Annotated in this window: 23 protein-coding genes and 1 tRNA gene; 8 read left to right on the forward strand and 16 right to left on the reverse strand. The window is 67.0% G+C overall.

Features of this window, described 5'->3' with window-relative positions; all coding sequences use genetic code 11:
- Positions 1 to 15: 15 nt before the first annotated feature.
- Together msrB and K9B35_RS11140 are read right to left on the reverse strand one after the other, a co-directional pair.
- Entirely contained in the window at positions 16 to 426 is a 411-nt protein-coding gene (msrB, locus tag K9B35_RS11135; protein WP_224921914.1) for a peptide-methionine (R)-S-oxide reductase MsrB, read from the reverse strand.
- A 46-nt stretch (positions 427 to 472) separates the two neighbouring features.
- Positions 473 to 1,096: a class I SAM-dependent methyltransferase gene (locus K9B35_RS11140; protein WP_224921915.1), complete on the reverse strand. Its 624-nt coding sequence runs from the start codon at positions 1,094 to 1,096 to the stop codon at positions 473 to 475.
- Positions 1,097 to 1,228: 132 nt separating this feature from the next.
- Here K9B35_RS11140 and K9B35_RS11145 point away from each other — a divergent pair, with 132 nt between their 5' ends.
- Positions 1,229 to 1,552 (forward strand): antibiotic biosynthesis monooxygenase family protein, encoded by a 324-nt coding sequence (locus tag K9B35_RS11145; RefSeq protein ID WP_224921916.1) that lies wholly within the window; start codon positions 1,229 to 1,231, stop codon positions 1,550 to 1,552.
- On the forward strand, positions 1,549 to 2,865 hold the full coding sequence (locus K9B35_RS11150) for an MFS transporter (RefSeq protein ID WP_224921917.1): 1,317 nt from the start codon (positions 1,549 to 1,551) through the stop codon (positions 2,863 to 2,865). The genes K9B35_RS11145 and K9B35_RS11150 overlap by 4 nt, the downstream gene beginning before the upstream one ends.
- On the opposite strand, the gene K9B35_RS11155 is transcribed toward K9B35_RS11150, so the two are convergent.
- Positions 2,816 to 5,110, reverse strand: a complete 2,295-nt coding sequence (locus tag K9B35_RS11155; RefSeq protein ID WP_224921918.1) for a CDC48 family AAA ATPase — start codon at positions 5,108 to 5,110, stop codon at positions 2,816 to 2,818. The genes K9B35_RS11150 and K9B35_RS11155 overlap by 50 nt on opposite strands.
- A 362-nt stretch (positions 5,111 to 5,472) precedes the next feature.
- Between K9B35_RS11155 and K9B35_RS11160 the strand changes: the two genes are divergently transcribed.
- Positions 5,473 to 6,363, forward strand: coding sequence for a LysR substrate-binding domain-containing protein (locus K9B35_RS11160; RefSeq protein ID WP_224921919.1), 891 nt, complete (start codon positions 5,473 to 5,475; stop codon positions 6,361 to 6,363).
- Between the two features lie 2 nt (positions 6,364 to 6,365).
- On the opposite strand, the gene K9B35_RS11165 is transcribed toward K9B35_RS11160, so the two are convergent.
- Both K9B35_RS11165 and K9B35_RS11170 read right to left on the reverse strand, forming a co-directional pair.
- Positions 6,366 to 6,605, reverse strand: a complete 240-nt coding sequence (locus K9B35_RS11165) for a hypothetical protein (RefSeq protein WP_224921920.1) — start codon at positions 6,603 to 6,605, stop codon at positions 6,366 to 6,368.
- Positions 6,602 to 8,908 carry a DNA translocase FtsK gene (locus tag K9B35_RS11170; protein ID WP_224922235.1) on the reverse strand — a complete coding sequence of 769 codons (2,307 nt, stop codon included), beginning with the start codon at positions 8,906 to 8,908 and terminating at the stop codon, positions 6,602 to 6,604. Before K9B35_RS11170 ends, K9B35_RS11165 begins: the two co-directional genes overlap by 4 nt.
- A gap of 200 nt (positions 8,909 to 9,108) precedes the next feature.
- On the opposite strand from K9B35_RS11170, the gene K9B35_RS11175 reads away from it, so the two are divergent.
- Entirely contained in the window at positions 9,109 to 10,326 is a 1,218-nt protein-coding gene (locus K9B35_RS11175; protein WP_224921921.1) for an FAD-dependent monooxygenase, read from the forward strand.
- Here the strand turns inward: K9B35_RS11175 and K9B35_RS11180 are convergent.
- From K9B35_RS11180 to K9B35_RS11190, 3 genes are read right to left on the reverse strand one after another with little or no spacing between them, the layout of a single operon-like run.
- Positions 10,323 to 10,640: a hypothetical protein gene (locus tag K9B35_RS11180; protein ID WP_224921922.1), complete on the reverse strand. Its 318-nt coding sequence runs from the start codon at positions 10,638 to 10,640 to the stop codon at positions 10,323 to 10,325. The genes K9B35_RS11175 and K9B35_RS11180 overlap by 4 nt on opposite strands.
- A complete protein-coding gene (locus K9B35_RS11185) occupies positions 10,637 to 11,257 on the reverse strand; it encodes an LON peptidase substrate-binding domain-containing protein (RefSeq protein WP_224921923.1) in 621 nt (206 codons plus the stop codon). Before K9B35_RS11185 ends, K9B35_RS11180 begins: the two co-directional genes overlap by 4 nt.
- The gene (locus K9B35_RS11190) at positions 11,254 to 12,165 is read right to left on the reverse strand and encodes a tetratricopeptide repeat protein (RefSeq protein ID WP_224921924.1); all 912 of its coding nucleotides are present in this window, start codon (positions 12,163 to 12,165) and stop codon (positions 11,254 to 11,256) included. Before K9B35_RS11190 ends, K9B35_RS11185 begins: the two co-directional genes overlap by 4 nt.
- Before the next feature lie 191 nt (positions 12,166 to 12,356).
- Here K9B35_RS11190 and K9B35_RS11195 point away from each other — a divergent pair.
- The 4 genes from K9B35_RS11195 to K9B35_RS11210 all read left to right on the forward strand — a co-directional run bounded on the left by K9B35_RS11195 (position 12,357) and on the right by K9B35_RS11210 (position 15,047).
- Positions 12,357 to 12,431: transfer RNA gene (locus tag K9B35_RS11195), tRNA-Gly, on the forward strand.
- A gap of 198 nt (positions 12,432 to 12,629) precedes the next feature.
- On the forward strand, positions 12,630 to 13,082 hold the full coding sequence (locus K9B35_RS11200; protein ID WP_224921925.1) for a DUF2147 domain-containing protein: 453 nt from the start codon (positions 12,630 to 12,632) through the stop codon (positions 13,080 to 13,082).
- A 34-nt stretch (positions 13,083 to 13,116) separates the two neighbouring features.
- Positions 13,117 to 13,917, forward strand: a complete 801-nt coding sequence (locus K9B35_RS11205) for a DUF72 domain-containing protein (protein WP_224921926.1) — start codon at positions 13,117 to 13,119, stop codon at positions 13,915 to 13,917.
- Between the two features lie 53 nt (positions 13,918 to 13,970).
- Positions 13,971 to 15,047, forward strand: a complete 1,077-nt coding sequence (locus tag K9B35_RS11210) for an acyltransferase family protein (RefSeq protein WP_224921927.1) — start codon at positions 13,971 to 13,973, stop codon at positions 15,045 to 15,047.
- Here the strand turns inward: K9B35_RS11210 and K9B35_RS11215 are convergent.
- The 8 genes from K9B35_RS11215 to K9B35_RS11250 all read right to left on the reverse strand — a co-directional run bounded on the left by K9B35_RS11215 (position 14,998) and on the right by K9B35_RS11250 (position 22,821).
- Positions 14,998 to 16,149 carry an NAD(P)/FAD-dependent oxidoreductase gene (locus K9B35_RS11215; protein ID WP_318245969.1) on the reverse strand — a complete coding sequence of 384 codons (1,152 nt, stop codon included), beginning with the start codon at positions 16,147 to 16,149 and terminating at the stop codon, positions 14,998 to 15,000. The two genes, K9B35_RS11210 and K9B35_RS11215, sit on opposite strands and share 50 nt — an antisense overlap.
- 22 nt (positions 16,150 to 16,171) lie before the next feature.
- A complete protein-coding gene (locus K9B35_RS11220; RefSeq protein WP_224921928.1) occupies positions 16,172 to 17,290 on the reverse strand; it encodes a CaiB/BaiF CoA transferase family protein in 1,119 nt (372 codons plus the stop codon).
- On the reverse strand, positions 17,287 to 17,805 hold the full coding sequence (locus tag K9B35_RS11225; protein WP_224921929.1) for a GNAT family N-acetyltransferase: 519 nt from the start codon (positions 17,803 to 17,805) through the stop codon (positions 17,287 to 17,289). Before K9B35_RS11225 ends, K9B35_RS11220 begins: the two co-directional genes overlap by 4 nt.
- Positions 17,805 to 18,989 (reverse strand): acyl-CoA dehydrogenase, encoded by a 1,185-nt coding sequence (locus tag K9B35_RS11230; RefSeq protein WP_224921930.1) that lies wholly within the window; start codon positions 18,987 to 18,989, stop codon positions 17,805 to 17,807. The genes K9B35_RS11225 and K9B35_RS11230 overlap by 1 nt, the downstream gene beginning before the upstream one ends.
- Before the next feature lies 1 nt (position 18,990).
- Positions 18,991 to 19,878: a hypothetical protein gene (locus K9B35_RS11235; RefSeq protein WP_224921931.1), complete on the reverse strand. Its 888-nt coding sequence runs from the start codon at positions 19,876 to 19,878 to the stop codon at positions 18,991 to 18,993.
- Positions 19,879 to 19,902: 24 nt separating this feature from the next.
- The gene (locus K9B35_RS11240) at positions 19,903 to 20,577 is read right to left on the reverse strand and encodes a uroporphyrinogen-III synthase (protein WP_224921932.1); all 675 of its coding nucleotides are present in this window, start codon (positions 20,575 to 20,577) and stop codon (positions 19,903 to 19,905) included.
- The gene (hemC, locus tag K9B35_RS11245) at positions 20,574 to 21,485 is read right to left on the reverse strand and encodes a hydroxymethylbilane synthase (protein WP_224921933.1); all 912 of its coding nucleotides are present in this window, start codon (positions 21,483 to 21,485) and stop codon (positions 20,574 to 20,576) included. The genes K9B35_RS11240 and hemC overlap by 4 nt, the downstream gene beginning before the upstream one ends.
- Before the next feature lie 139 nt (positions 21,486 to 21,624).
- Positions 21,625 to 22,821, reverse strand: a complete 1,197-nt coding sequence (locus K9B35_RS11250) for an acetyl-CoA C-acyltransferase (RefSeq protein WP_224921934.1) — start codon at positions 22,819 to 22,821, stop codon at positions 21,625 to 21,627.
- Between the last annotated feature and the right edge of the window lie 47 nt (positions 22,822 to 22,868).

A 22,868-nucleotide genomic window follows, 5' to 3' on the forward strand; every position in this document is an offset into this window, starting at 1 on the left:
GCTGTCACAAGCGAATCATTCGTCGTCGGAGTCCGCCCTCGCGCGAAATTCGAGCGCGACCGAGTTGATGCAATAGCGCAAGCCAGTCGGCGGCGGCCCGTCGGGGAAAACATGGCCCTGATGCCCGTCGCAGCGCGCACACCGCACCTCAACGCGGGTCATGCCATGGCTGGTGTCGCGATGCTCGCTGATATGGTCGGGCGCGACGGGCCGCGTGAAGGCGGGCCAGCCCGATCCCGAATCATATTTGTCGTCGCTGTCGAACAGCGCGAGATGGCATCCCGCGCAGCGATAGATGCCATCGGCCTTGTTGTCCGAAAGCCGCCCGGAAAAGGCGCGCTCGGTCCCGGCTTCACGCAGGACATGATATTGTTCGGGGGTCAGGCGCTGGCGCCATTCCGCTTCAGACAGGTTGAACTGATCCATGCACGCCGATGTGGGTAGCGCGCGGGCCCGCGTCAATTGGCCCTCGTCAATCCGCCGGCGCATCCTTCCACGCCCACCACAGCTGTGCGGGGGGCACGTTCCACCATTCCATCGCATGGTCGATGCGCGCGAAATGGGGGGTCAGGAAATTGCGGACATTGGGATTGAACTGATAAACAAGGAACTGGCCGTCGGTGCGCAGCACCTGATGCGTCGCGGCCGCGATTTCCTCACCCACGCCTGCGGGCAGGGTCGAGAAGGGCAGGCCGGACAGGACGTAATCGGCATGCGTCTCGCCATGATCGGCGACGATTGCATTCACGTCCGCTGCCGAGCCGTGGATTGCCGAAAAGCGCGGATCGACGATGGTCGCACGCAAATAGGCGACGAAATCGGGGTTGGTGTCGATCGCGATATATTTGGCGTTCGGGCCGAGCCGCTCGAGGATTGCGCGGCAAAAGGTGCCGACGCCCGGACCATATTCGACGAAGACCTTGCAGTTATCCCAGTCGACCGGACCGAGCATCTTGCGGATCAGCTTACCCGACGACGGGATGATCGATCCGACCATCACCGGGTGCTTGAAGAACCCCTGGAGAAACAGCGCCTGGGGCGAAAGCGGGCGCGAAGCCTTGCGCTTCGAGCGGGCAATCGTGGTCGAACCGGTCATCAACAATCCTCAAGTCGGTGTCGCGCATCTGTAGGACAGTTGCCACGGTCCTGTCATCATCGACGTATCGCATTAACGTTGTTCGCGCCGCAGCGGTTGCGCCGGGGGGCGAAACGTTTCATCCTGAAACCGATGATACACCCGCGCACAGGGCAGGTTGCCGTGATCTTCATCTCGCAGCGCACGGGCGAGGATGGCGCGGGATATGGCGAAGCGGCCGAGGCGATGGGCGCACTCGCGGCGGCGCAACCGGGTTATGCCGGCGTCGAAAGCGTGCGCGATGCCGATGGCCTGGGCATTACCGTCAGCTACTGGACCGACGAAGCGAGCGCCGTCGCCTGGCGCGACCACCCGGAGCATGCGCGCATCCGCGATCTGGGCCGCGCGCGTTGGTATGACTGGTATGCGCTGGACGTGACGCGGGTCGAGCGCAGCTATGGCTGGAGGCGTAAATGAGCGCGGCGCGGATGGACCGGACGTTTGCGATCCTGTTTGCGGTGATGTTCGTGATCGCGGCGGGCAATACCGCGCTGCAATCGGTGCTGCCCGCGCTCGGGCGCTCGCTCGGCGTGCCCGACAGCGCGGTGGCGGCGGCGTTTTCGGTGTCGGCGCTGCTGTGGACGATGGTCGCGCCGTTCTGGGCCAATCGGTCGGATCGCTATGGGCGGCGCAAGATGGTGCTACTGGGACAGGTCGGGCTGACCGCGTCGCTGTTCTTCTGTGGCCTGTTTCTGGCCGCAGGAATCAATGGCTGGATCGCGCCGGTCACCGCCTTTGCCTTCTTCGTTGCCGCGCGGATGCTGTATGGCGGCTTTGGATCGGCGGCGCCGCCCGCGATTCAGGCGATCGTCGCGTCGCGCACCAGCCGGGATGAACGGACCAAGGCGCTGACCCTGCTCGGCTCGGCGTTCGGGCTTGGGACGATCCTTGGCCCGGCGATCGCACCCTATCTGGTGCTGGGTGATCTGTGGCGGGGCGGGCCGACGATCGGGCTGGCGGGGCCGGCGCTGATCTTCAGCATTGTCGCGCTGGCGATGCTGTTCGCGGTCGCCCGGCTGCTGCCGCGCAATGTCGATGAGAGCATCAGCCATGGCGCGGCGTCGAGCTATCCGTCGATCGGCGGGCAGGCGAGCGGGGCGAGCGTCACTGCGGCGACGGCGGACAAGGTCGAGCCGATCGGGTTCCTAGACCCGCGCGTGCGTGCGTGGATGATCTGTGGCCTTGTCCTTGGCCATGCGCAGGCGATGGCGGGGCAGGTGATCGGGTTCCTGATCATCGACCGGCTGGGCGTCGCGCCGCTCGAGGCGATCGAGGCGACCGGCCTCGTGCTGATGATGGGCGCGGGGTCGGCGCTGCTGGTGCAGTGGGGGATTATCCCGCTGCTGGGGCTTAACCCGCGTCAGTTGATGCTGATCGGGCTGAGTTTGAGCGCGGTGGGGTGCCTGGCGACCGGTACCGCGACGTCGCTGTACGGCATCGCTACGGCCTATGCGCTGACGACAATGGGCTTTGGCTTCTCACGTCCCGGATTCACCGCCGGATCGTCGCTGGCGGTGCCACAGGGCGCGCAGGGATCGGTGGCGGGGAAGGTCACGTCGATCAATGGCGCGGCCTTTATCCTCGGCCCGTCGATCGGCGTTGCGCTGTATGGCGGATGGCGGCCGCTCCCCTATCTGGTCGCGGCCGCCGCCCTGGCAGTGCTGGTCGTGTACGGCTGGTTCAGTCTTCGGACGAGCGAGTCCGCCCCTGAAGCATCCCCGGAGCGATAAAGCCGATCGGGTTGAGCGCGACCGCGTCCTGCTTCATCTTCGAGACGATCTGCGCGTACTCCTGCTCCATCTCCGGCGTGACGGTCGCGCGCGAGTCGGCCAGCGCGGCTTCGAAATGCGCCATCGTCACCTGTGTCGCGGGTGGACGTTCGCGCAGCGCGGCAAGGCCGGCGCGACGGGCGACGTCCTCCAGATCCGCGCCGGTGAAGCGTTCGGTCCGCGCCGCCACTTCGGCCAGATCGACATCGTCCGCGAGCGGCATCTTCTGAGTCTGGATCTTGAGGATGCGCTCGCGCCCGGGTGCATCGGGCACACCGACATAGATCAGCTCATCGAGCCGGCCCGGACGCATCAGCGCCGGGTCGATCAGGTTCGGCCGGTTGGTCGCACCGATCACCACCACCGACTGGAGTTCCTCCAGCCCGTCCATCTCGGCAAGGATGGTGTTGACCACGCGTTCGGTTACCTGCGGCTCGCCCATGCCCGACCCGCGCGCGGGGACGAGGCTGTCGAGCTCATCGATGAAGATGACGCAGGGCGCGACCTGGCGCGCACGCGCGAACAGCCGGGCGATCTGCTGCTCGCTCTCGCCATACCATTTGGACAGCAGGTCGCTCGATTTGGTGGCGATGAAATTCGCCTCCGCCTCACGCGCGACCGCCTTGGCGAGCAACGTCTTGCCGGTGCCGGGCGGGCCATAGAGCAGGAAGCCCTTGGCCGGGCGGATGCCGAGCCGGCGGAACGCGTCGGGATCGCGCATCGGCAGCTCGACGCCTTCCTTGAGGCGCATCTGCGCATCGTCGAGGCCGCCGACATCCTCCCATTTGATGTTCGGCTTTTGCACCATCACCTCGCGCATCGCGCTCGGCTGGACCCGCTTCAATGCCTCAACGAAATCCTCGCGGGTGACGGCGAGCGTTTCGAGGACATCGGCGGGCACGGTTTTATCGCTGAGGTTGAGGCGCGGCATGATCCTCCGCACCGCCTCGATCGCCGCTTCGCGTGCCAGCGCCGCGATGTCCGCGCCGACAAAGCCGAAGGTGGTGCGGGCGAGCTCGTCGAGATCGACGCGTTCCTCGATCGGCATACCGCGGGTGTGGATGCCCAGAATCTCGCGGCGCCCGCGTTCGTCGGGGACGCCGACGATGATCTCGCGATCGAAGCGACCCGGACGGCGGAGTGCTTCGTCAATCGCCTCGGGCCGGTTGGTGGCGGCGATGACGACGATGTTGGCGCGCGCCTCCAGCCCGTCCATCAACGTCAACAGCTGGGCAACGAGGCGCTTTTCGGCCTCGCCCGACACCTGGCCACGCTTGGGCGCGATCGAATCGATCTCGTCGATAAACACGATCGAGGGGGCGTTCTTCGACGCTTCCTCGAACACGTCGCGCAGCCGCTTTTCCGATTCGCCATAGGCCGATCCCATGATCTCGGGACCGTTGATCAGGAAGAATTGCGCATCCGATTCGTTGGCGACCGCGCGGGCGAGGCGGGTCTTGCCGGTGCCGGGCGGGCCGTGGAGCAACACGCCCTTGGGCGGATCGACGCCGAGGCGCTGGAACAGCTCGGGATAGCGGAGGGGAAGCTCGACCATCTCGCGCAGCTGATCGATCGTCGCGGCCATGCCACCGATGTCATCGTAGGTTACGTCAGCGCGGCGCAGTTCGCGCGCCTCCTCGAACTCGTTGCGCAGCTCGATCTCGGTCTCGGCGTCGATATGGACGATGCCGCGCGGAACGGCCGAGACGACGGTCAGGCGAATCTCCTGCAGCGCATAAGCGGGCGCGCGCAGATGCTGGAGCACGTTGGGCGGCATGTCCGACACGCGTTGTTGCCCGACGGTCGAAATGGTGTCGCCCTGACACAGCGGACGGCCAAGGAAGGTACGGCGCAGCGCGTCGCCCGATCCCTCGAGTCGCAGGTCGCGGCGGGCGGGGGCGAAGATCACGCGAGTCGCTGGGCGCGACTCGGCCTTGCGCACCTCGACATAGTCGCCCGAACCGACGCCGGCATTTGCGCGCTGAAGCCCGTCGATGCGCAGCAGCTCGAGTCCCTCATCCTCGGGATAGGGGAAGACGGCGCGGGCGGGCGTCGTGCGTTTGCCGATGATCTCGACCACATCGCCCTGTTGCAGGCCGAGCGCTTCCATCATCGTACGCGGCAGATGCGCGAGGCCGCGGCCGCTGTCCTCGGGTCGCGAATTGGCGACCTGCAGCTTGCGCGTATCGGTTTCGGTATCGGCCATCGGCTCTCCTTTCGCCCGTCGGGGGGTGACGCGCAGATAGGCAGCCGGTTCCGTGTCGGCTAGAGTTGGGGGCGGGTTCGTTGGGAGTACGGACCGGTGCCGGACCCTCGCCGACGCAAAAAACGCAAAAAAATGGGCCGGTCCGAAGACCAGCCCTTTGAAAGGTTTAGGAGAGGATGCCTGAAAGGCCTGCTCTATGTGCAGTGCGGCGAGCTTTTGTGCAAGTGCGAAGAGCGTTCGCGACGATTGCAGATTCTGCAATCTGTAACATTCGCGGATTATAGCCGATGACAGGGGTGTCATGCACGGGACGCCCGCGGGAATGAGTTGCAATATGCTACGCTGCACCACAGAAATATAAGATGCGCAGGCTGCCGCCCCTCACCGCCATTGAGGCGTTCGTCCAGGTCGCCCGGCTGGGATCGGTCAAGGCCGCGTCGGAGGAACTGGCGCTGTCGTCACCCGCGCTGAGCCGCCGGGTGCAGGCGCTGGAGCGTTTTATCGGCAAGCAATTGTTCGAGCGGCGGCATCAGGCGATGAAGCTGAATGCGGAGGGCGAGCGGCTGCTGCATCTGATCGCGCCGGCGCTCGACACGATGAGCGACGCGATCGAGAGCATGAACAGTGGCGCAGAAGTGCTGCGGCTGCGCCTGGGCACGCCGTCGTTGTTCGCGAGCCAGCGGTTGTTGCCGCATTTGACCGCATTGCGTGCGGTGCATCCGCAGCTTCACCTCGACATTGATACCGGCGGGCATGGCATGTCGCGGCTGGGCGACGGGCTGGACGCGGCGATCGTGCTGGCGCGCGATATCGAACCGACTTTGTACGGGCGACGACTCGACCGCAACCGCATCCGCCCGGTGGCGGCGCGGCGGCTGGCGCATGGGCCGGAGGCGATCGGGCGGCCCGAGGAGCTGGCCGGCTATTCGATCCTGGCCCATCGCGACATGGCCGACAGTTTCGAAATCTGGCGGGCGGCGCTGGGCCTGCCCGATCTGGAGCCGGTGTCGATCGATCTGTTCGATTCGGGATCGCTGCTGCTGGAGGCGGCGGCGCAGGGGGTGGGCATCGCCTTCATGCTCGATTCGCATCGCATCGATCCCGACGACCCGCGCATTGGGACTTTGTTCGGCGATCCGAGCGTCAAAAGCCCGTACAGCTATTGGTTCGTCTGCCGCCCCCGCGCGCTGGAGCAGCGGCCGGTGAAGCTGTTCCATGACTGGCTGATCGGGTTGTTTGATATCGAGGGGTGAGTTCAGGCGGATTTCGCCGGGAGCGATTTTCTGCCTTGGGCGATCAGCATCTCGATGGCTTCCAACGGTATGTCGTCGCCAAAGGTGCTGAGTACGAAATTGCGATGCGCGTCTGAGTAGAAGAGTTCAGCAATTCCCGATCGTCCGCCTGCTTCACTCAACTCAAGATACATTCCGTCACGATCGATGTCGCTTCCGCGCACAAGCGTGAATGCGCGGCCATCTACGGTGAACTCGCTCACAACGGCCGCCCGTCCTGATCCATCAGCACCTCGCGCCGGCCGACATGGTCGGGGCGGGACACGAGGCCGTCCTTTTCCATCCGTTCCACCAGCCGCGCTGCGCTGTTGTAACCGACGCGTAGCTGGCGCTGGAGCCATGAGGTCGAGGCCTTCTGGCTCTCCGCGACCAGCTGGACCGCGCGGCGGTAGAGCTGTTCTTCCGGCGAATCCTCGCCGGTCGGGGCGCCGTCCAATGCGAACTCGCCGCCTTCCGGCTCTTCGGTGACGGCGGAGATATAGTCGGGCGCACCCTGCGAGCGCCAGTGATCGGCGACCGCCATCACTTCCTCATCGCTCACGAATGGGCCGTGGACGCGGGCGATCTGCTTGCCGCCGGGCATGTAGAGCATGTCGCCCTTGCCCAGCAGCTGTTCGGCACCCTGTTCGCCCAGAATCGTGCGCGAATCGATCTTCGACGTGACGTGGAAGCTGATTCGGGTGGGCAGGTTCGCCTTGATAACGCCGGTGATGACGTCGACCGAGGGGCGCTGAGTCGCCATGATCAGGTGGATGCCGGCGGCGCGCGCCTTTTGCGCCAGACGCTGGATCAGGAATTCGACTTCCTTGCCCGCGGTCATCATCAGATCGGCGAGTTCGTCGACGATGATCACGATCTGTGGCAGCGGATTGAGGTCGAGCATTTCCTCTTCGTACAGCGGCTTGCGCGTTTCGGGATCGTAGCCGACCTGGACCTTGCGGCCGAGTTTCTGCCCCTTGGCGAGTGCCTGGCGCACCTTGTCGTTGAACGACCCGAGCGAGCGGACGTTGACCGACGCCATCATGCGATAGCGTTCCTCCATCTGCTCGACCGCCCATTTGAGCGCGCGCACCGCCTTGGGCGGGTCGGTGACCACATCGGCCAGCAGATGCGGGATGTCCTTGTACATGCTGAGTTCCAGCATCTTGGGATCGATCATGATCATGCGGCACTGGTCCGGGGTCAGCCGGTAGAGCAGCGACAGGATCATGCAGTTGAGTCCGACCGACTTGCCCGAACCGGTGGTGCCGGCGACGAGCAGATGCGGCATCGGCGCGAGATCGGCGATCACCGGATCACCGGCAATATTCTTGCCAAGCACGATGGGCAGCTGCGCGCCCATATCCTCGAACGTCTCGCTGCCGATCAGTTCGTGGAGCGACACCATCTCGCGCTTCACGTTGGGTAGTTCGATGCCGATCACGCTGCGGCCGGGGATGGTCGCGACGCGCGCCGATACTGCCGACATGTTGCGCGCGATATCGTCGGCGAGCTGGACGACGCGGCTCGCCTTGATGCCGCTGGCGGGCTCCAGCTCGTACATCGTCACCACCGGGCCCGGGCGGACTTCGACGATCTGACCCTTCACATGGAAATCGTCGAGCACCGATTCGAGCAACCGGGCATTGCGCTCCAGCGCGGCCTTGTCGATCGCAGTGGTTCCGCTTTTGGTCGGTTCCTTGAGCAGTTTGAGCGGGGGAAGCTGGTAGCTGCCCTTGAAGTCGAGGGTCGCCTGCACCGGCTTGGCCTTGGGCGGAGCGGGGGCCGGGGTGCGATCGGCGATGACCGGGCCGGGGCGTGCGTCGGGCAGCGCCACCTTGCGCGGGCGCGGGGCGGCGGGGGTGAAGACATCCTCGGCATCGTCGATGTCGGTATCGAACGGGAGCGCGTCGACGCCTTCGCGCTGCGGCCGCTTTGGCAGGCGGATATGCTGGCGGAAGTCGAACTGCACGCTGCGCGCCCACAGGATGACGCCGCCGATGCCGAGAAGCAGGCCGAGCGCGCGCACGCCCCACAGCGTTACGGTGGCGTCGCCGATCAGGTTGAACAGCCCGCGCACGCTTCCCGCCACGGCGAGGCCGGCAATGCCGCCCCAGCCGCCGGGCAAATCCATCACCGCGCTGCTGGAGATCGACGCAAGCGCCGCGCCCATCAGCGCGATGCCGCCGAGCGCGCCGAGCAGCATCCGCCGCCAGCTTCCCGCCGATTCGCCACGCCACAAGCGCAGACCGAGAATTACCCCGACCGGCGCGAGCAGCACGATCGGCAGCCCGCCGATGGCGAGCAGCAGATCGGCGAGCCACGCGCCTGGCGTGCCGAGCAGGTTGCGCGCAGGGCCGCCCGCGGCGGTATTCAGCGAGGGATCCTCGCCGCTGTACGTCCCGATCGCGAGCACGGCCGCCAGCGTCAGCGCGAACAGCGCGATCGCGCCGATCAGCGCCCCGCTCCGCCGTGCCCCTGCCTTCATCGTGTCACGCCACAGCATCGGCTGCGCCCGGCTCGCCATCATCCCACCCATATGTTCGGTAATCGTTCTAAGCATTCACCTTGGGGAGTCTGGCGTCAAGGCGAGGGGTGGTTTAGGCGAGTCTTAATGGAGTGCGGCACCGGCCCGCTCCCCCACCCGGCCACCCATATGATGCTACCGCTGGGTGGCCGGGTGGGGGAGCGGGCCGGTGCCGTTTCGACGAAGTCGAAAAGGGCAACATGAGCAACGCAGACCTTCTCATTCTCGGCGGCGGACTGGTCGGGAGCGCGCTTGCCGTGGCGCTCGACGCGCATGGCATCTCCAGCATCGTGATCGACACGGCGGACCCGGACGCGATCCTCGCCGCCAGCCATGACGGACGCGCATCCGCCATCGCAGCTGCGCCGTTGCGGATGCTGGAGGCGATCGGCCTGACCGACGATCTGGCGGGCAAGGGCTGCCCGATCGAGAGCATCCGCGTGTCGGATGGCCTAAAGCCCGGCAAGCTCGACTTCGACCCGCAGGAGGGCGAGGGCGCGCTCGGCACGATGTTCGAGAATCGCGACCTGCGCCGCGCGCTGATGACCGCCGCCCAGCGCGCGCCGCTGGCCGATGTTCGGATGAAGACGCGGGCGCTGTCGGTCGAGCGTGATGCGCATGGCGTGACCGCGACGCTGGATTCGGGCGAGACGGTGCGCGCGCAACTGTTGATCGGGGCGGAGGGGCGTGCATCGCCGACGCGCGACGCGGCGTTGTTGCGGGTGGCACGCTGGAATTACGACCATGCGGCGATCGTGACCTCGCTCCATCACGAGCATTCACACGAGAATACCGCGTTCGAGATTTTCTACCCGCAGGGGCCGTTCGCGATCCTGCCGCTGCGTGATGATGCCAACGGGCATCGCTCGGCGATCGTCTGGTCGGTGAAGCGCAGCGAGGAAGCGGGGATGATGAAGCTGTCCGAACGCGGCTTCCTCGCTGAGGCGGACAAGAAGATGGGTGGGTTTCTGGGCAAGCTCGGGCCGCTGGGGCCGCGCTTCAGCTATCCGCTCGGCTTCCACCATGCCGCGAAGATCACGGCGGAGCGGCTGGCACTGGTCGGCGACGCCGCGCACGGCATCCACCCGATTGCGGGGCAGGGGGTTAATGTCGGCTTTCGCGATGTCGCGGCTTTGGTCGAGGTGCTGGTCGAGGGCAAACGGCTCGGGCTCGACATGGGCGATCCGGCCTTGCTGTCGCGCTACGAGCGCTGGCGCAGCCTCGACACGATGATGGTCAGCATCGCCACCGATGCGCTGACGCATCTGTTCGGGCTTCCGGGTGGGGCGGCGAACGCGGCGCGGCGCTTCGGCCTGTCGGCGGTGGACAAGGTGCCGACGCTGAAAAACTGGTTCATGGCCGAGGCGCGCGGCGAATCGGGCAAGGTGCCGCGATTGCTGCATGGGGAGATGGCTTAGTTCGACAGGCCGTAGAGCTGAGCCAAGTTCAGCAGATGGTGGCCAACGATTGACCGCTGGTGGCGGTCAACCACGATGACGAGTTCAACATTCTCAGCGCACGTCGCCACGATAACGTGATCCTCGCCGCTGCTCTTGCTCCGAAACACGTAATGAACATCGTGGGTAACAATGTCGCCCAGATCGGTGGCGGGGATCGCATCCACATAAGGCCAGATGTCCACTAACGCATCGCCGCTTGCCGTCACATCTTCCATCCCCGGTTCGAAAAGCGCGTCGAACTCCTCCGCGCTTAACTTGCGGGTCTGAGTCACTGCAACGTCCCCTCTTCCCCCTCATGCCGCCCGAAGAACTGCATCAGCTGGATGATCAGCTCGGCGCGGTCGGCGATCGTGTCGGCTTCCAGCAGCGCCTGTTTGGCGGCGGGGTCGAAGGGGGCGATCTGGGCAATGCCGTTGACCAGATTCTGATCATCGAGCCGCGCGACCGCTTCCCAGTCGACGGCATAGCCCTGAGTCTCGGCAAAGCGGCGCGATTCGAGTTCGAGTGCGGCGCGTGCGCCCATCGAGAGGACCTCGTCCACCGGATCGGCGATCAACTCGGCCTCGACTTGGCGGAACAGCGTCGTCACCTCCAGCTCGCGCAGGATGCGGAAGCGCGACAGCCCCTCCAGCACGACGTTGTACCGGCCATCCTCCATCGCCTCGACATCGGCGATGCGGCCGACACAGCCGATCTCGAACAGCGGTGGCTTGTCCCCGCCCCCCTTCGGCTGAATCATCGCGATACGCCGGTCGCGGGCGAGGCTGTCATTGACCATCGCCCGGTAACGCGGCTCGAAAATATGCAGCGGCAAATGCATGCCGGGGAACAGCAGCGCCCCGGGCAGCGGGAAGATCGAGAGGCGCGTGCCGGTCGCCAATGCGGTCATCCGAACAGGATCGCGGACAGCTTGCGGCGCTGTGCCGAGACCCACGGGTCTTCGAGCCCGACCGCTTCGAACAGCTTGAGCAGGCGCGCGCGGGCGGCGCCCTCATTCCAGTCCTTGTCCTCCGCGATCATCGCCAGCAGCGTTTCCGCCGCGCTCTCACGGTCGCTCGCCATCAGCGCGCCGGCGAGATCATAGCGCGCGTCCATGTCGCCGCTCGCCGCCTTGGCGCGCAGTTCGCCGAGTTCGCTGTCATCGGCAGCGGCGGGAGCCTCCTGCGCGATGCTGAGCGCGGCGCGGGCGCGTTCGACCTCGGGTGCCTTGGCGGCGTCCTCGGGTAGCGCGGCGAGCACGGCAGCGGCTTCGTCGAGGCGGGCGAGCGCGATCAGCGCGCGGGCGCGGCCGGCAGCGGCCTGAGCATTGTCGGGCGCGATCTCGGCAATCTGTTCGAAGATCGACAGCGCACGCTCGGTCTCGCCGCCCGCCAGCACCTCTTCACCCATCGCCAGCAGCGGTTCGAGCTCGGCCGCCTGCGCCGCGGCTTCGCTCTCGATCGGCAGCTGGGCGAGGATCTGGTCGAGCATCGCCTTGAGCTGCGATTCGGTGCGCGCGTTGGTCAGGTCGGCGATCGGCTGGCCCTGGAACATCGCATAGACGGTCGGGATCGATCGCACCTGGAACTGCGCGGCGATGAACTGATTGGCGTCGACATCGATCTTGGCCAGCATCACGCCCTTGTCGGCATAATCCGCGGCGACCTTGTCGAGCAGAGGGCCCAGCGCCTTGCACGGCCCGCACCATTCCGCCCAGAAATCGAGGATGACGAGCTTCGTCATCGACGGTTCGACGATGTCGCGACGAAATGCCTCGACGGCGTCCTTGTCGGCGGCGGAAAGTCCAAGCGTGGCCACGGCGAATCCCTTGTCGTTCGAGCAATGCGTTGAGTCCCCTATTTGGGCGCTCGCAGCGTCAGGGCCAACCCCCTGAGCAGGAATCACGAATCCCGCAACTTCCCCCTTGCAGACCCCGAAACCCGCTGCTAGAGGCCGCCACCTTGCCCCGCCCCCTCGGCTTACCGAGCGGGCACATATGGCGCCAGAGAGCGGGCGTAGCTCAGGGGTAGAGCACAACCTTGCCAAGGTTGGGGTCGAGGGTTCGAATCCCTTCGCCCGCTCCAGACGGCTTGCCGAATAGGCAGAGCCGTAAGTCCAGCGAATCGACTGGACATCCGCTTTGCGCGGTTTGACAAACACCGCGTTTCGCAAATTGCCCCCTTCTCGCCCTTTTCCGGCCAGTCCGCGTACCTAATTATCTGTTCAAACGGGATTTCGACGCGCGGATGCGTGATCCCGATGGACATAATGGAGGTTCAACCATGACGATCGAGGGACCGGTGCGGCGCACGGCGCGTCCGCGCGCATGGATGGTGGCACTAGCGGGGCTAGCGATGCTGGCGACGCCGCTGGGCGCAGCGAATGCGGCTGGCAAGGGCGCGGCGCTGCCTGTCGCAAGCGAGTGGCGCAATCCCGGCAACAGCGTGCATATCCGCATCACGTCATGCGGCGACCGGATGTGCGGCACGGTGATCTGGGCGAGCGAGAAGGCCAAGGCCGACGCGCGTAGGGGTGGCACGGACAAGCTGGTCGGCGCGAACCTGTTTCGCGAGATCCGTCAGGTCGGGCCGGGCGAATATAAGGGCCGCGTGTTCGTCCCCGACATGAACCGCACCTTTTCCGGGCAGATGCGAATCGCCGGCGATTCGATGATCGGCAAGGGCTGTGTGCTCGGCTTCATCTGCAAGTCGCAGACCTGGACGCGTATTTCGTGATGTGAGGCGGGCGGCGGCGCGCTAAGCACGCGACATGACGCACGCTCCCATTCGCACCGGCATTGGTGGCTGGACCTTCGAACCCTGGCGCGGGACCTTCTACCCTGAGGGGCTCACGCAGAAGAAGGAGCTGGAGTTTGCCAGCCGCCAGCTCGGCGCGATCGAGATCAACGGCACCTATTATTCGGGGTTCAAGCCGGCGACCTTTGCCGGATGGGCGGCGAGTGTGCCCGACGGGTTCGTCTTCGCGGTCAAGGCGTCGCGCTATTGCACCAATCGAAAGGTCCTCGCGGACGCGGGCGAATCGGTCGCGAAGTTTGTCGGGCAGGGCATTGTCGAGCTCGGCGACAAGCTTGGTCCGATCCTGTGGCAGTTCATGGCGACCAAGAAGTTCGACGCTGAGGATTTTGGTGCGTTTCTGAAGCTGCTGCCCGCGACTCACGACGGTGTGGCGCTGCGCCACGCGGTGCAGGTGCGGCACGAGAGCTTTGCGGTGCCGGAGTTCGTGGCGATGTGCCGCGATGCGGGGGTTGCGATCGTCTACGCGCATTCGCCCGAATACCCCGCCATCGCCGATGTCACCGGCGATTTCGTCTATGCGCGGCTCGAATCGGGGGAGGACGATAACCCGCTCTGCTATCCCGAGGCTGAGCTGGACCGCTGGGCCGATGTCGCGCGCTGCTGGGCGTCGGGCGGACGGCCGGATGGCCTCCCCTATGTCGAGGATCGCGATCCGCCCGTGACCCCGCGCGAAACCTTTGTGTTCCTGATCCATGGCGGAAAGGTGCGCGCGCCGGCTGGGGCGCAGGCGCTGGCGACTCGGGTGCGCGGCTGAGCGCGACCGGGGCACAGTCTGCGCCGCCCGCAGCGTGGTTCCATATGGATGCGATGCGCGCCGTGCTCGCGGTGACGGTCGCGTTCGGGCATTTGTGGGGGCTGCTGGTCGAGGATTACCGGCCGACCGCGTCGCTGCTGGTGCGCGCAGGCTATTTCCTTGCCGGGTTCGCGCATTCGGCGGTGATCCTGTTCTTTGTGCTCAGCGGCTACTGGATCGCGCGCAGCGTTGCGGCGCGGGCAGAGCGGGGCTGGCGCTGGGACGATTATCTGATCGACCGCGTCGCGCGGCTGGGGATCGTGCTGGTCCCGGCTCTAGTGCTGGGGGGCGTGCTCGACTGGATCGGCTATCATGCGCTGGAATTGCCCACACATTACGGGCTGACCGGTGCGTGGGTGTTCACGCAGGATCTGTCGCAATCGCTGACGCTGCGCGCGCTGGCCGGCAATCTGGTGTTTCTCCAGCATCTGATCGTGCCGCCTTTTGGCAGCAACGGGCCGTTGTGGAGCCTGGCGTTCGAATTCTGGTATTATCTGTGGTTCCCCGCGCTCTGGCTGGCTCTTCGCTATCGGCGGCCCGGCATCGCGCTGGTGACGCTGGGAATCGCATTGGCCAATCCAGAGATCGCGCTCGGGTTTCTGAGCTGGCTGTGCGGCGCGGCGTTGCATGGGGCAGAGCGGCGCTGGCCCGACTTGCGCCTGTCGCGTTGGACGCCGATCGCGGCCGGGCTGTTGTGCCTCGCCGCGCTGCTGTGGGGGCGGACGGGCGATTTCGGGATCGAGGATCCGATCGAGGCCGCCAGCTTCGCGCTGTTCCTGTTCACCCTGCTGCGCAGCGACCCGCCCCGCATCGCCGCGCTGCGCCCGCTCGCCAGCTATGGCGCGCAGGCGAGCTTCTCGCTCTACGCCATCCATTTCCCGCTCATGGCGCTGGCGGCGGGGTGGATCGTCGGGGACACGCGGCTGGCGCCCGGGGGTGAGGCTGTGCTGGCGGTGGTGGCGATCGTGATCCTGGCGCTCGCCGCAGCGTGGTTGTTTGCGGCACAGACCGAGGCGCGGACAGTGGTGCTGCGCGACTGGCTCAGGCGTCGAGCCCAAGGCGGGCGAGCGGGTGACCCACCGCCCCGCTGACCAACGCCGCCTGAGCCGCGGTGAACGGCCACAGCTTCGACACCGGCCCCATCACCCGATCGCGCAGCCACGGAATCGCCGCGCCATCGGACTGATAGACCGGGGTCAGCAACCGGCTGAGCAGCTGATACAGCTGAATCTGGTCGCGGCGCAGGCGGATGGTCTCGGTGAGTGCCTCAGGCAGCGTGCGCGCGCGGCGCAGGCCGAGCGCGAGGGCATAGGCGTCGAGCAACGCCATGTTCGCGCCCTGCCCCAGCTGCGGGCTGGTCGAATGCCAGGAATCGCCGAGATGGATCAGGCGCGGCTCGACCGGCTGGCGCAAGGTGCGGTGTGCGTAGCTGACGAAGGTCAGCTGGTCGGGATCGCTGATCTGGTCGAGCAGCGGCGCGGTCGCGGGCCATAATGCCAGCAGCTCGGCCTTCCATGCGGCGAGGCCAGCCGCGCGCCACTCGGCAAGGCGATCGCCCCGCAGCGACCAGAACAACGCCGCGCGTGGCCCCGTTGCATGGCGCGGCGTTCCGATCGGCAGCACGCCGGTCATCACGCTGGCGCGGCGATAGCGTTGCTGCAGCGCATCGGGGATGAACGCGCCCGTCCAGTCGAGATCGGCCCAGAGCGCGCCGAACGCCAGCGGGTGCGTCACCGGGACAAGCGGGGAGCGGCTGCCCATTGCGTCGACGATCAGGTCGAAGCGCCCGGACTGGGTGCCATCCGCGAAGTGTAGCCGACCGTCCGCGCACGCCGTGATCGCCCGACCGGCTTCGATCGCGATGCCCTCGGCCAGCACCGCATCGTGGAGGATCGCGAACAGGGTTGCGCGGTGGACGCCGATGCCAACGCCGCCGCGCTTCAATGCGGCATAGCGCACGTCGAGGACGCAGTGCTTCCCGGCATGACCGATCAGCCGCGTGACCGGCGCGCCGCGCGCTAGCAATTCGGCTTCCAGTCCCAGCGCGCGCAGCACGGCCTGACCGGTCGGCTGGATCAGCAGGCCCGAGCCAAGCGGGCGCGGCGAGTCGAAGCGCTCGAACAAGGTGACGCGATGGCCGTCGCGGTGGAGCAGCAAGGCGGCGGCAAGGCCCGCAGTGCCGCATCCCGCCACCGCGATGTCCAGCGGGGGCAGCTTAACCCTCCACCGGTCGCGCCGGGCTGGCGCGGTCGGAGACCATGCGCTGCCCGTCGATCACGATCGGGCTGGCGACCCCCGGCAGGCCCTCCGCCGCGATCTGCATGCCGCGCGCGATCACCTGCGGGTCGGCGAAGACCTCATCGACCGTGTTGATCGGTCCGGCGGGGACGCCCCGTGCCTCGAGCGCGTCGGACAGCGCCTGCTTGGTCCAGCCCGCCACCGCAGCCTGAATCGGCGCGATCAGCCGGGCGCGGTTGCGCACGCGCGCGGGGTTGGTGGCGAAGTCGGGATCGTCGGCGAGCGTGAGGCCCAGCACGCTGCACAGCTTGCGGAACTGCGAATCATTGCCGACCGCGATGATCAGGTCGCCGTCGCTCGCGGTAAACGCTTGATAGGGGGCGAGGTTGGCGTGGCCATTGCCCATGCGGTGCGGCACTTTGGCCGGGTTCGCCATCCAGTTCAGCGCCTGATTGGCGAGCACCGCGACCTGGGTGTCGAGCAGCGCCATGTCGATATGCGCGCCGCTTCCGGTCGCATCGCGCTGGCGCAGCGCAGCGAGGATCGCGACGGCGGAATAGACCCCGGTAAAGATGTCGGCATAGGCGATCCCCGCCTTTTGCGGCGCCCCATCGGGCTCGCCGGTCAGCGACATGATCCCGCCCATCCCCTGAATGATGAAATCATAGCCGGCGCGATGGGCATAGGGACCGGTCTGGCCGAATCCGGTGATCGAGCAGGTGATCAGGCGCGGGTTGATCGCGCTGAGGCTGGTATGGTCGAGGCCATATTTGACGAGGCCGCCGACCTTGTAATTCTCGATCACGACATCGGCATCGGCGACCAATGCGCGGACCTCTGCCTGACCCTCGGGCGTCGCAATGTCGATGAAGCGGGCGGCTTTGCCGCGATTGGCGGAGTGGTAATAGGCGGCGTCGCGGCTGACGCCCTCGCTGTCATGCAGAAAGGGCGGCCCCCAGTGGCGGGTATCGTCGCCGGCACCGGGGCGCTCGACCTTGATCACTTCCGCACCCAGATCGGCAAGCAACTGGCCGCACCACGGCCCGGCGAGGATGCGGGCGAGTTCGACCACCTTGACCCCGGCGAGCGGCTTCATGGGCGGCAAATCTCGTACACGACATGGTCGGGGAAGGATTTCCCGCCACCGCGATGGGTGCGACCGGGGATCAGGTGCCCGCCGATCTTCTCCATCGCGCCGCGCGAGCGGAGGTTGTTTTGCCCGACGATGAATACCACGCGATTCACGAAGCGGTGGATGTGATCGAGCATCAGCCGCTTGATCTCGCGGTTATAGGTGCCGCCCCAATTGCTCCGCGCGATGAAGGTCCAGCCGATCTCGATCTCGTCTTCGTCCGGCACCCAGCAGTCATAGCGGCTCGAGCCGATGATCGCGCCGGTCGCCTTGTCGAGGATCGCGAGCCCGCCGCCGCACGCCAGCGCGTCGTCGAAGAATTTGCGGAACACCGGCTCCTGCCAGCGGTCGTTGGCCGGGTGGAGTTCCCAGATCAGCGGGTCCGACGCGACGGCGAACAGCGCATCCCAATCCTTGGCGACGAGCGGTCGAATCGTGACCAACTCGCCCTCAAGAATCGGCTGCCGATCCGGCTCCATCAGAACGCAGCGATGCCCGTGATGGCGCGGCCGAGGATTAGGCCGTGGACGTCGTGGGTGCCCTCATAGGTGTTGACCGTTTCGAGGTTGATCGCGTGGCGCATGACATGGAATTCGGCGGAAATGCCGTTGCCGCCATGCATGTCACGCGCGACGCGGGCGATATCGAGCGCCTTGCCGCAATTGTTGCGCTTGATGATGCTGATCGCTTCGGGCGACAGCGTGCCCTCGTCAAACATCCGGCCCGCGCGCAGGGCTGCCTGAAGGCCGAGTGCGATCTCGGTCTCCATATTGGCGAGCTTCAGCTGCACCAGCTGGGTCGCGGCGAGCGGGCGGCCAAACTGATGGCGGTCGAGCGTGTACTGGCGCGCGGCCTGCATGCATGCTTCAGCGGCGCCCATCGTGCCCCAGGCGATGCCGTAGCGCGCACGGTTGAGGCAGCCGAACGGGCCCTTGAGCCCCTGAACCTCGGGCAGCAGCGCGTCTTCGCCGACTTCGACCCCGTCCATCACGATTTCGCCGGTGATCGATGCGCGCAGGCTCAGCTTGCCCTCGATCTTGGGTGCCGACAGACCCTTCATCCCCTTTTCGAGGACGAAGCCCTTGATCCCGCCGCCATGTTCGTCGCTCTTGGCCCAGACGACGAAGACGTCGGCGATCGGCGAATTGGTGATCCACATCTTTGCGCCGGTCAGCTTGTACCCGCCGTCAATCTTGACCGCCCGGGTGCGCATGCCGGCCGGGTCACTGCCCGCATCGGGTTCGGTCAGGCCGAAACAGCCGACCCATTCGCCGCTCGCCAGCTTGGGCAGATATTTGCGCTTCTGCTCCTCGGTCCCATAGGCATGGATCGGGTGCATCACGAGGCTCGACTGCACGCTCATCGCGCTGCGATAGCCCGAATCGACTGCTTCGACCTCACGCGCGACGAGGCCATAGGCGACATAGCCAAGGCCCGCGCCGCCATAGGTTTCGGGGATGGTCGGGCCGAGCAGGCCGAGTTGGCCCATCTCGGACATGATCTCGCGGTCGAAATTCTCGTCAAGAAACGCGCGGGTGACGCGTGGGAGCAGCTGTTCCTGCGCATAGGCGCGCGCCGCGTCGCGGACCATCCGCTCTTCATCGGTCAGCTGTGCGTCGAGCGCGAACGGATCCTGCCAGTCGAACCGGCCCATCTCGGCCATCTTACTCTCCCTGAGTCAGTGGTGTCGGCTCCTGGGCAGGCGGGGCTGCCGGGGCCGGTGTGCGTGCGCCGGGGACAGGCTGAGCCTTGCCCTCGATCGCCGCAGTTTCGAGTGTGTCGAGCGCGCGGCGCGTCGCGATGTAGCGCCCTGCCGCGGCCATCCAGCTTTCCGCGCCCTGTGCGCCGGGCAGGCGCGAGACTTCAGCGAGGGCCGCTTCGACATGCCCCTGTCCGAGCAGACGGCGCGCGCGCGCGAGGCGCTCGCGTGGGTGGGGGCTGGGGGCGTCCTGCTTGCGGATGATGACGAGCGTCGTCAGCTCGCGCTGGATCGCGCTCAACCAGCCGTCATCGGGCTGCGACGTGGAGAGGCGCGGGGCGATCTGGTCGAACGCGACGCGCAGATCCTCCAGCGTAATCGGTTCGCCCGAGGCACCGACGACGGTCGCGACGGCTTCGGGTGCGGCACCGCCGAGGCGACGGCGCAGCTCGCCCGCGATGATGCCCAGCTCCTGCCCGCGTTCGAGCGCGCGGCGGGCACCGAACACCAGCATCATCGCTTCGGCCCGGCCGGCATAGCTGGCGGCGACGCGCGCATCGGCGTCGGTCGCCTTGAGCCGGGCGTCGAGCGACTCGAGTCGCGCGGCGAGTATTTGTTCGCGCGCGGCGAGCGTCGCGACGTCCATTCCGGGGGCGGTGACGGGAACCGCGGAGATCGGCGGCTGCACGACGGCGACGGGCGCATCGGCGGGGCCGCCCCACCAGTCGCCGGCGCGGAACACTACGGCCATCGCGGCGAGACCGGCGATGAACGCGATCAGCACGGCGACTAGAATCATCGTGAGGGGATTGCCGCGCACGGGGGCAGTGGGAACCGGAGCGTCGGGGGTCATGACCTGCTTATTCTCCCGATGCGGTCAGGGGTCAATCGCCAGCGGCTGTGCAACGGCGATCAGTGCGGCATCGCTGGGCTCCGCAGCGATGGCGACACGCGCCCAGCCGCGCCCATCGGCGTCGGCGGCGCGGGCGCTGATCGCCGCGATCCGCACCGAATTGCGCGGAATGCCATGCGCGTCGAGCTGCGCGCCGAGCTGACGCGTTGCGCGGGCGGAATGGACCAGCGCGACGCTGCCGGACAGCTGCGCCGCTGCGTCTGCGGTCAGCGCGACGGCTTCATTGGCATAGACCGGAAGGATCGCGCGGATCGCGGTGTGCTCGATCACGATCCGGTCGCGCCCGGCGAGCCACAACAGCCGCTGGTTCGATGGTTGGCGCGCGAGCAGCGCCGCGACTCCGCGGCTGCCGCATTCGACGACGCGCAGCCCGGCATGCTCGGCGGTAAGCCCCGTTTCCGGCCCCACGGCAAGCGCGGGAAGCCGCGCCAGTGCCGCCAGCCCCGGCCCGGCATGGCGCGCGGCATTGGCGCTGGTCAGCAGCAGCGCGTCGAACAGCTTCGGGTCGGGCGGCGTCCAGTCGAGCGGCACGACCTCGAACAGCGGCACGAGCAGCGGCTCAAGGCCGGCGGCGCGGACGCGGTCAGCGGTGGCCGCACCGCCCGGTGGCGGGCGCAGGATGGCGAGCGGGCGGCTCAATGCCCGAACAGGCGGCGCAGATGCGGCGGCGCGCTGCTCAGGAGCGCTTGCGCCAGCTCTGCGGCTTCATGTGGGGTGCCGCCGAGGTTCCTGCGCTCGACCCCGACATGCTCCGACCCGTCCTCGTTCAGGATCTCCGCCCGCACGCGCAGGCCGTCGGCTTCGATCGTGGCGAGCGCGGCGACGGGGGAGTGGCAGTCGGCGTTGAGCGCGGCGAGCAAGGCGCGCTCGGCCCACACGCAGCGTTCGGTGACGGCATCGCCGATCGCCGCGACATGGATGCGCGTCATGGAATCGTCGGCGCGCACTTCGATCCCGACCGCGCCCTGCGATGGGGCGGGGAGCAGCTGGTCGACGCCGATCGCGACGCCGACATCGCCATAGCCCAGCCGGTCGAGCCCGGCAGCGGCGAGCAGGGTCGCGTCCGCCTCGCCCGCCGCCACCTTGGCGCGGCGGGTGTCGACATTGCCGCGCAGCGCGACGATGGCGAGGTCCGGGCGCAGGCGGCGCAGCTGCGCCGCGCGGCGCGGCGAGCTGGTCCCGATCCGGGCGCCGTGCGGCAGCGCTGCGATCGACTCCGCGCCGATCAGCCGGTCGCGCACATCGGCACGCGGCAGCATCGCGGCGACCGCGATCGTCTCCGGGCGGATCGTCTCGACATCCTTCATCGAATGCACCGCGAGGTCGATGTCGCCATCGAGCAGCGCGCGATCGAGTTCCTTGGTCCACAGCGCCTTGCCGCCGATTTCGGCCAACGGGCGATCCTGCACGCGGTCGCCGGTGGTGCGGATCGGCACGATTTCGACCGCCTCTGGCGCCCAGCCATGCGCAGCGAGCAGCGCATCGCGGACCATATTGGCCTGAACAAGGGCGAGCGGCGAACCGCGGGTACCGAGACGAAGAAGCATGTGCGCCGTCTAGCGAAGCGTTTCGGCGATGTCGAAGGGGGTAAGAAACCTTACCTCCGTTTGTCCTGAGCCTGTCGAAAGGCCTTTCCCAACAGGCGTTTCGCTTGCGGCCCTTCGACAAGCTCAGGGCAAACGGACGCTACACGATCTCGAACAATCCCGCCGCGCCCATCCCGCCGGCGGTGCACATCGAGACGACGACCCAGCGCACTCCACGCTTGCGGCCTTCTATCAAGGCATGGCCGACCAGTCGCGCGCCGGTCATGCCGAACGGATGGCCGATCGCGATCGCGCCGCCATTGACGTTGTACCGCTCGGGATCAATGCCGAGGTGATCGCGGCAATAGAGGCACTGGCTGGCAAAAGCTTCGTTGAGTTCCCACAGGCCGATGTCCGCTACCGACAGGCCGGCGCGGTCGAGCAGCTTGGGGATCGCGAAAATCGGGCCGATTCCCATTTCATCGGGGCCGCAGCCTGCCGCCTGAAAGCCGCGATAGATGCCAAGGATGTCCTTGCCCTCGGCCTGGGCGGTGGCGCGGTCCATCACGATCTGGGCGGCGGCGCCGTCGGACAGCTGGCTGGCATTGCCCGCAGTGATGTGATTGCCCTCCGCGATCACCTGCCCGCCCTTCCACACGGTCTTGAGGCCCGCCAGCGCTTCGGCGGTGGTGCCGGGGCGGATGCCTTCGTCTTGGGCGACGGTGACGGTCTCGCTGCCGGTGCGGTTGCCTTCCTTGTCGAACAGCGCCTTTTCGACCGTGATCGGCGCAATTTCCTCGACGAACGCGCCCTTCGCGAGGCCGGCCTCGGCGCGCTGCTGGCTCTGCGCGGCATAGGCGTCCTGGGCCTCCCGGCTGATGCCATAGCGTTCGGCGACGATCTCGGCGGTTTCGATCATCGGCATATAGGCGTGCGGTTCGTTCGCCAGCACCGACTGGTTGGCGAAGCGCGGGGCGTCCTTGGTCACGGTCAGGCTGATCGATTCCATGCCCCCGGACAGCGCGACATCGATATCGCCCGCGATGATCGAGCGCGCCGCCAGCGCCAGCGCGGTGAGGCCGGAGCCGCATTTGCGGTCGAGCGTGAAGGCGGGAACGCTCTGCGGCAATCCAGCGGCGAATACCGCCATGCGCCCGGCATTGCCGCCTTGGGTGCCCCATTGATTGCCGACGCCCCAGAAGATGTCGTCGATCCGCGCCGGGTCGATCCCGGCACGCTCCACCGCGGCGTTCATCACATGCCCCGCCAGCACCGGCGCCTCGGTCGCGTTGAACGCGCCGCGATAGGCCTTGCCGATGCCGGTGCGGGCGGTGGAGACGATCGCGGCTTCGCGCATGGACATCCTCTCATTCGTATATCGGGTATGGTGATCCTTTATCGTGA

It is taken from the genome of Sphingomonas sp. R647, from assembly GCF_020177055.1.
Classification (GTDB): domain Bacteria; phylum Pseudomonadota; class Alphaproteobacteria; order Sphingomonadales; family Sphingomonadaceae; genus Sphingomonas.

Coding starts and splice junctions, on each gene's coding strand:
- K9B35_RS11140 (WP_224921915.1), bottom strand. CDS start 1,096: ATGACCGGTTCGACCACGATTGCCCGCTCGAAGCGCAAGGCTTCGCGC.
- K9B35_RS11155 (WP_224921918.1), bottom strand. CDS start 5,110: ATGGCCGATACCGAAACCGATACGCGCAAGCTGCAGGTCGCCAATTCG.
- K9B35_RS11250 (WP_224921934.1), bottom strand. CDS start 22,821: ATGCGCGAAGCCGCGATCGTCTCCACCGCCCGCACCGGCATCGGCAAG.
- K9B35_RS11200 (WP_224921925.1), top strand. CDS start 12,630: ATGACGATCGAGGGACCGGTGCGGCGCACGGCGCGTCCGCGCGCATGG.
- K9B35_RS11235 (WP_224921931.1), bottom strand. CDS start 19,878: ATGACCCCCGACGCTCCGGTTCCCACTGCCCCCGTGCGCGGCAATCCC.
- hemC (WP_224921933.1), bottom strand. CDS start 21,485: ATGCTTCTTCGTCTCGGTACCCGCGGTTCGCCGCTCGCCCTTGTTCAG.
- msrB (WP_224921914.1), bottom strand. CDS start 426: ATGGATCAGTTCAACCTGTCTGAAGCGGAATGGCGCCAGCGCCTGACC.
- K9B35_RS11175 (WP_224921921.1), top strand. CDS start 9,109: ATGAGCAACGCAGACCTTCTCATTCTCGGCGGCGGACTGGTCGGGAGC.
- K9B35_RS11210 (WP_224921927.1), top strand. CDS start 13,971: ATGCGCGCCGTGCTCGCGGTGACGGTCGCGTTCGGGCATTTGTGGGGG.
- K9B35_RS11150 (WP_224921917.1), top strand. CDS start 1,549: ATGAGCGCGGCGCGGATGGACCGGACGTTTGCGATCCTGTTTGCGGTG.
- K9B35_RS11185 (WP_224921923.1), bottom strand. CDS start 11,257: ATGACCGCATTGGCGACCGGCACGCGCCTCTCGATCTTCCCGCTGCCC.
- K9B35_RS11160 (WP_224921919.1), top strand. CDS start 5,473: ATGCGCAGGCTGCCGCCCCTCACCGCCATTGAGGCGTTCGTCCAGGTC.
- K9B35_RS11205 (WP_224921926.1), top strand. CDS start 13,117: ATGACGCACGCTCCCATTCGCACCGGCATTGGTGGCTGGACCTTCGAA.
- K9B35_RS11225 (WP_224921929.1), bottom strand. CDS start 17,805: ATGGAGCCGGATCGGCAGCCGATTCTTGAGGGCGAGTTGGTCACGATT.
- K9B35_RS11170 (WP_224922235.1), bottom strand. CDS start 8,908: ATGGCGAGCCGGGCGCAGCCGATGCTGTGGCGTGACACGATGAAGGCA.
- K9B35_RS11145 (WP_224921916.1), top strand. CDS start 1,229: ATGATACACCCGCGCACAGGGCAGGTTGCCGTGATCTTCATCTCGCAG.
- K9B35_RS11230 (WP_224921930.1), bottom strand. CDS start 18,989: ATGGCCGAGATGGGCCGGTTCGACTGGCAGGATCCGTTCGCGCTCGAC.
- K9B35_RS11220 (WP_224921928.1), bottom strand. CDS start 17,290: ATGAAGCCGCTCGCCGGGGTCAAGGTGGTCGAACTCGCCCGCATCCTC.